Annotated in this window: 6 protein-coding genes; 4 read left to right on the forward strand and 2 right to left on the reverse strand. The window is 59.3% G+C overall.

Annotated features, from left to right (window positions below; translation table 11 throughout):
• On the reverse strand, positions 1-876 hold an 876-nt coding region (locus tag ABYM29_RS14180; protein WP_372865436.1), incomplete at its 3' end, for a hydroxymethylglutaryl-CoA lyase.
• Positions 876-2,075 carry a CaiB/BaiF CoA transferase family protein gene (locus ABYM29_RS14185; protein WP_372865438.1) on the reverse strand — a complete coding sequence of 400 codons (1,200 nt, stop codon included), beginning with the start codon at positions 2,073-2,075 and terminating at the stop codon, positions 876-878. The genes ABYM29_RS14180 and ABYM29_RS14185, both read right to left, overlap by 1 nt.
• Positions 2,076-2,229: 154 nt before the next feature.
• On the opposite strand from ABYM29_RS14185, the gene ABYM29_RS14190 reads away from it, so the two are divergent.
• The 4 genes from ABYM29_RS14190 to ABYM29_RS14205 all read left to right on the forward strand — a co-directional run.
• Positions 2,230-3,651 carry a 3-isopropylmalate dehydratase large subunit gene (locus ABYM29_RS14190; RefSeq protein WP_372865439.1) on the forward strand — a complete coding sequence of 474 codons (1,422 nt, stop codon included), beginning with the start codon at positions 2,230-2,232 and terminating at the stop codon, positions 3,649-3,651.
• A complete protein-coding gene (gene leuD / locus ABYM29_RS14195) occupies positions 3,648-4,310 on the forward strand; it encodes a 3-isopropylmalate dehydratase small subunit (protein WP_372865440.1) in 663 nt (220 codons plus the stop codon). Before ABYM29_RS14190 ends, leuD begins: the two co-directional genes overlap by 4 nt.
• 92 nt (positions 4,311-4,402) lie before the next feature.
• Complete coding sequence (locus tag ABYM29_RS14200; protein WP_372865441.1) at positions 4,403-5,293, forward strand: DUF4437 domain-containing protein; 891 nt, start codon at positions 4,403-4,405, stop codon at positions 5,291-5,293.
• 64 nt (positions 5,294-5,357) lie between these two features.
• A partial coding sequence (locus ABYM29_RS14205; protein WP_372865442.1) for an FG-GAP repeat domain-containing protein occupies positions 5,358-6,524 on the forward strand: 1,167 nt, incomplete at its 3' end.

A 6,524-nucleotide genomic window follows, 5' to 3' on the forward strand; every position in this document is an offset into this window, starting at 1 on the left:
CCAGCGGCTGGCGTGACCGCCCTCGCAATTGCCGGTCAGTTCGCCGGCCAAGTCGGCGGCCGCCACCAGGCCGCGCAGGTCCAAACCCGTGTCGTAACCCATTTGGCTGAGCATCAGCGCCACATCCTCGGTCGCCACATTGCCAGTGGCACCCGGCGCAAAGGGACAGCCGCCCAAGCCGCCAATGGAGGCGTCAAATTTACGAATGCCCTTCTCCACGGCCGCGTAGACGTTGGCCACCCCCATACCGCGGGTGTCGTGGAAGTGACAGCTCAACTTGTCCGCCGGGCACACCGCCAACAGGGCGTCGAGCAAGCTGGCCACCGCCGCCGGCGACGCCGCGCCGATGGTATCAGCCAGGACAATTTCACTGGCGCCGGCGTCAAGCAGCTGACCGGCCAAAGCAACCACCTGCTCGGTGGTAATAATGCCCTCAAAGGGACATTCCCAGGCGGTCGCCAAATAGACCTGGGTGCGAATACCGTCGGCACGCCCCAGCTCCAGCACCTCGCGGCAGACATCCACCGCCTGGGCGGTACTCATATTAATATTGCGCTGATTCATCGTCTCGCTGGCTGCCACCACGAGGCCAACCGTTTTCACACCCTGGCTTTTTGCCATATCGTAGCCACGGCGATTGGGGATCAGCGCGGAAAACTCATAGTCACCGGCGGGTAGGCCGGCGACCACTTGATCGGTGCCGGCCATCGCTGGCACCGCCTTGGGCGACACAAAAGCACCCACCTCTATATGGCGCATGCCGGCGGCCAATAGCGCCTCGATCAATTGCCGGCGCTGAGCGGGCTCGAGTACCCGCGGCTGATTCTGCAGCCCGTCGCGAGGACCGACGTCGTTGATAATAACGCGCTCTGCCATTAGCCGATCACTCCCTGCTCTTTTAGTTGCTGCACATCGCCCAGCTCGTAGCCCAGCACATCGCGCATCAATTCATCGGTGTGCTGCCCGAGCAGCGGAGCCGGGCTGAATGACTCTTCATTATTGCGCGACAACTTGATCGGGCAGCCCGGCGCCTTGGTTTTTTGGCCATTGGGATGTTCGCAGTCCACTACCATATTGCGGTATTGCACCTGCTCATCAGCAAAAACCTGGCTAAACTTGTTCACTGGCGCGACCGGAATGCGTTTGGCATTGAGCTTATCCAACCAGTTTTGGGTGATATCACCGCGGAAAATTTCCGCCAACGTGGCATCGATAAACTCCTTGTCCGCCAGGCGGCCCGGCTGACCGTCGTACTTGGCGTCATCAAAGGCCGGGCAATTCACCACCTCTTTGAGATTCTGCCAGAAATTATCGGTAATCACCGCGATCACCAGGTGACCGTCGGCCGTGGGGTAACTGTTGTAGGGCACATGCACGAAGTGGGCATTGCCAATGGGGTGAGGGTCTTCGCCCGACAGAAAATGCATGGTGGCCATATAGTTAAGCAGTGACACTTGGACATCCAGCATGGAAATATCCACGTGTTGACCGACGCCGGAGACATTGCGCTCAATAATCGCCGCCATCACGCCCATAATGCCGAACATGCCGCCCCCCAAATCGCCGATCGGAATCCCCGCCCGCACCGGCTGGCTCATGTCTTCGCCGGTAATCGACATACCGCCGCCATAGGCCTGAGCTACCTGGTCAAAGGCCGGGCGCTTGGCTCCCGGCCCCTGCTCACCAAAACCGGTGATCGAACAGGTGATAATGCGCGGATTCACTTTGCTGAGGTGTGCATAATCAATTTTCAACTTGCTGGGCACACCGGCGGCGAAGTTGTTGATCACCACATCGGACTCTTTGACCAATTCGTAAAACAGCGCCAGGCCGCGCTCCGTTTTAAGGTCGATGCTCATGCTGCGCTTATTGCGGTTGAGCGTAATAAAGTAAGCGCCCATGCCGTCAATAGAATTTTTCGGGTCACTGGCCAGCAGTTTGCGCGTACCCTCACCCGCCAGTGGCTCAACCTTAATCATGTCGGCGCCGAGATCGGCCAGCGTCATGGTGCAAAAGGGGCCCGACAGCATATGAGTCAGGTCTAAAACGCGAATTCCCGCTAATGGCTTATTCATAAGACTTCCTACATAAATGTCCGCCATTCACGACGGCGACTGGCGACGCACGAATACAGGGCGGAGTGCAATAACGTAAGTGGATTCTCACACAAACTAAGTTATAATGATATAATGATAATCCATTATACGCAATGTGTGGGCGCGACCATCAATGCCGAACTGTTCTCATAGCCAATCACTGTTTGACAAGCTTTGGCACAGCCACCAAGTCATGCCGCTGGGGCCAACACGCAGCCTGATCTATATCGATAGGGTATTTTTGCACGAGCGCACCGGCAGTATCGCCCTGCAGAGCCTCGCCGAAAAGCGGCGCAGCATCGCGCGCCCGGCTCAAGTGTTCTGCACCATGGATCACATCGTCGACACCACTCCCGGGCGCAGCGACGACACCCTGATGCCCTCTGGGCAGCAGTTTATCGAGGCAACCCGCCAGGCGGCCAACGCCGCCGGCATCACCCTCTTTGACCTCGACCACCCCGACCAGGGCATCGCCCATGTGATCTCGCCCGAACTGGGCATCGCCCTGCCCGGCACCACGCTGGTCTGCCCCGACAGCCACACCTGCACCCTCGGTGGCATCGGCGCCCTGGCCTGGGGCATCGGCTCCACCGACGCCGAACACGCCATGGCCACCCGCACCCTGGATATCGAGAAACCCAAATCGATGCGCATCGTGGTGGACGGCCAGCTGCGCCCGGGGGTCAGCGCCAAGGATCTGATCCTGCATATCATCGCCCGCTTTGGCGCCCGTGGCGGCCGCGGCCATGCCGTCGAATTCGCCGGACCAGCCATCCGCGCCATGGCCGTCGAGCAACGCATGACGCTGTGCAATATGGCGGTGGAGTTCTCCGCTTTTACCGGTTTTGTCGCACCCGACCTCAAGACCATCGCCTGGCTAAAAGGCCGCGACTACAGCCCCAGCGGCCAAGCCCTCCAACAGGCCGAAGCCTACTGGCTAGCACTGAAAAGCGACGACGGCGCACACTTCGATAGCGAGCTGCATGTCAATGCTGACGAGGTGCGCGCAACCGTAAGCTGGGGTAGCAACCCCCAGCACGCGGTGGCCGTCGACGGCCGAGTACCCGACCCCGCCCACTGCAATGACCCGCAACAGCGCGAGGGCATGGAAAAGGCCCTGCACTATATGCAGCTGCAGGCGGGCCAGGCAATGCACAGCATCAGCCTCGACGCCGCCTTTATCGGCTCCTGCACCAACAGCCGTATTGAAGATTTGCGCGCGGCCGCAGCGGTGCTAAAAAATCGGCATATCGCCACAAATATGCGCGCCGTGTGCGTGCCCGGCTCGGGCAGAGTCAAGCGCCAAGCCGAGCGCGAAGGCCTCGACAAAATTTTTGTTGCCGCCGGTTTTGAATGGCGAGAACCCGGTTGCTCCATGTGTTTTTACGCTGGCGGCGAAACCTTTGGCGCCGGCAAGCGGGTCATCTCCAGCACCAACCGCAATTTTGAAGGCCGCCAGGGCCCCGCAGTCAAAACCCATATTGCCAGCCCAACAACGGTAGCCGCCTCAGCGGTACTCGGCCGCATTGGCAGCGCTGAGGACTTGCAGTCATGATGAAAGCCTTTGTTCAACACCGCGGTATTGCCGCCGCCATGCTGCGGCCCAATATCGACACCGACGCGATTATTCCCAGCCGCGAAATGAAGCGGGTATCCAAGCAGGGGCTCGGTGAGGGCCTGTTTGCCGCCTGGCGCTACACCCTGCCCGGCGGCCGCGAACTCAACAGCGACTTCATACTCAACCAGGCCGACTATCGGGACTGCAGTATTCTGCTCGGCGGCAGCAATTTCGGCTGCGGCTCCTCACGCGAGCACGCGGTGTGGGCTCTGGCCGAATACGGCATTCGCTGCGTGGTCGCCCCGAGCTTCGGCAGCATTTTCTACAATAACTGCATTGCCAACGGCCTGCTGCCGCTAACACTGAACGAAGCGCGCATTGCCGATATTGCCCAGTGGGTCAGCAGCGCCCCGCAGCGTCACCAATTGGAGATCGACCTGGCAGCACAAACCCTGCTTTGGAACCAACAGTGCGAGCCCTTTGATATCGACGACAGCGCGAAAAACATGCTGCTCAACGGCCTGGATCGCATCGACCTGACGCTGCGTCACCGCGACGCCATCGATCACTTCGAAGCTGCGGACCGAGAGCGGCGCCCCTGGGCCTATCTACAGGGGGCAGCAACACCGGCCGCCAAAAGCATCAGTAATAGCTGATTGCAGAGATAGGAATTACTGATTTTTATTTATGGCCTGCGCCACTTAACATCAACACATCACAACACCGCCCAGGCACACAGGAGACTGCTATGCGCCCCCATGTAGAACTGATTGATGACAAAGATTTGATCTGGCACGTCGCCGAATTTGAGTACGCCAGCGGCAGCGCCCAGCAGCAAAACCTCTGCTACGACGAGGAAGACGGCTCGGTATCCGCCAAAGTGAAATTCACCAGCGATTGGCAGCGCCCCAGCGGCGTACACAATGCCCAAACAGAGTGGTATATCCTCGAAGGCGAGGTCACCCTAGGCGAACAGCAACTTGTTGCCGGCGACTACTGGGCGGCCCCCAAGGGCGTTGTCACCCCCGCGATCAAGGTCAAACAAGGCACGGTCATCCTGCTGTTTCGTGAATACGGTGACTGGCAGTTTGAGCCCTGCGAACAGGACAAAGACTTTGTTCGCGAAGACCAAAAATTGGTGGTTGCCCACAGCAGTAAAATGGACTGGATTGACGTGGAAAGTGGCAGCCCGATGCGCTTCGACTTAGGCGGCACGCCAGTGCCCGGCCTGTATATCAAGATGCTGTTTCGCGACGAGAAAACCGGCTTCTACACCCGCTTAATCAAGGCCAAACCCGGCTGGCGCGAACACCCACTCGCCCACCACCCCGTGTTTGAAGAGGCCTACTGTCTGGAGGGCAGCTTCCACTACAACTACGGTGAAATGTGGCCAGGCACCTACTTCTTCCGCCCGGCACTGGTGCGCCACGGCGACTTTACGGCCGGCGACGAAGGCACCGTTTGGCTGCTGCGCTGCGACGGCGACCTGGTTGACTGGTACACCGACAACGCCTCTGTTGAGATGAAAGGTGACGCCGTTAACTGGGGGCCGGAATACCCGCACACCGAGGCACCCGTGCTGTTACAACCAGTGCGTTCGCGCTCTATCGGCCCGATGGAAGATCCGTCTTACCAGTAGGACCCAGCCGCGCTGAATCCCCTGCGCAGCGGCGACGCACGCAGGCGACCACGAGGTACAAGGCATGCACAGCAAGCAGTTCACTTTATACCGCCGTCAACACCACGGCCCCAACCCAGTGCGATGCTGTGCATGGCTCGCCCTGGCCCTACTGCCCGCCTGCCAAGACAGCAGTCAGCGGGCAGAACTGCGATACCGTGAGCAGCCCATCAAAGCCACACAGCTATCAGCCGGCTTTATTGGTGTTGGCGACCTCGATGGCAACAGCGACAACGGCTTGGAAATCTTATTATCAACACTTGTCGAGCAGACCCCACCGGGGCCGCCAAACGCCGCCTCGCGCGGCGCCCTGCGCATGTTTAATACCCAAGGCTGCGACAGCAAAGATGGCCGCTGCCTAGATGGGCCGTGGAGCGAGAAAATCCTTATCGCCACCACCGATGCCCAGGGCTATCCCTTTATCAACACACCGCAAATTTTTGATGTCAACCAAGACGGCCAACGCGACATCGTGGTGCAAACAGGGTTTTTAACCACCCTGGGCGGTGCCCACTTCTGGCTAGACGGCAATGATCTCAGCGGCCCTCAGCCACCGCAGCAACACTTCTTTTCCCTGGCAAATACCACCCTCGCCAGCAACCAGCTTTTTTTCTGGCACGAGACCGAACAAGGCGATATCGATGGCGACGGCCTGCTCGATATGGTGACCACTTCCGCTAAAACTCAGCGCCCCGACAACCCACTGGGCTCGCCTGACGGCAAGGAAGAAATGAAAGTACAGCTCTATCGCAATAACGGCGGCAGCGACCCCGCAACCATGTTCGATTACAGCGAGATCACCGCCGTCGACACCGCGGGCAATACCGTCGACAAGCTAGGCGGGGTATTCATTAAACTGCACGACATCGATCACGATGGCGACCAGGACATCGCGCTAAGCCAGTTTTTTGGCCACCCCAACCCGAGCCCTGCGGTGCCGGCGCCATCGCTGGTCTGGCTGGAAAACGACCTCGCCCGCAGTGGACAGTGGATTTATCGAATTATTGATAACAGCATCGGCTTGGGCTACCACATGGAGTTTGCCGATATAGACGGCGACGGTGCCGACGAATTGATTGTCGGCAACCACAACAACGACGGCGACCCGCGGTTTCAAGACGACGACGGCAATCTTACCGTACCGCCAGGCCTGTACTGGTTTGATATTCCCAGCGACCCGCTGGCAGACCGG

The sequence above is a fragment of the Spongiibacter sp. genome (genome assembly GCF_041602295.1).
In the GTDB taxonomy this organism is placed as follows: domain Bacteria; phylum Pseudomonadota; class Gammaproteobacteria; order Pseudomonadales; family Spongiibacteraceae; genus Spongiibacter.

Excerpts from the sequence above, each read along its gene's own strand:
- leuD (WP_372865440.1), top strand. The coding sequence starts at position 3,648 with ATGATGAAAGCCTTTGTTCAACACCGCGGTATTGCCGCCGCCATGCTG.
- ABYM29_RS14190 (WP_372865439.1), top strand. The coding sequence starts at position 2,230 with ATGCCGAACTGTTCTCATAGCCAATCACTGTTTGACAAGCTTTGGCAC.
- ABYM29_RS14185 (WP_372865438.1), bottom strand. The coding sequence starts at position 2,075 with ATGAATAAGCCATTAGCGGGAATTCGCGTTTTAGACCTGACTCATATG.
- ABYM29_RS14200 (WP_372865441.1), top strand. The coding sequence starts at position 4,403 with ATGCGCCCCCATGTAGAACTGATTGATGACAAAGATTTGATCTGGCAC.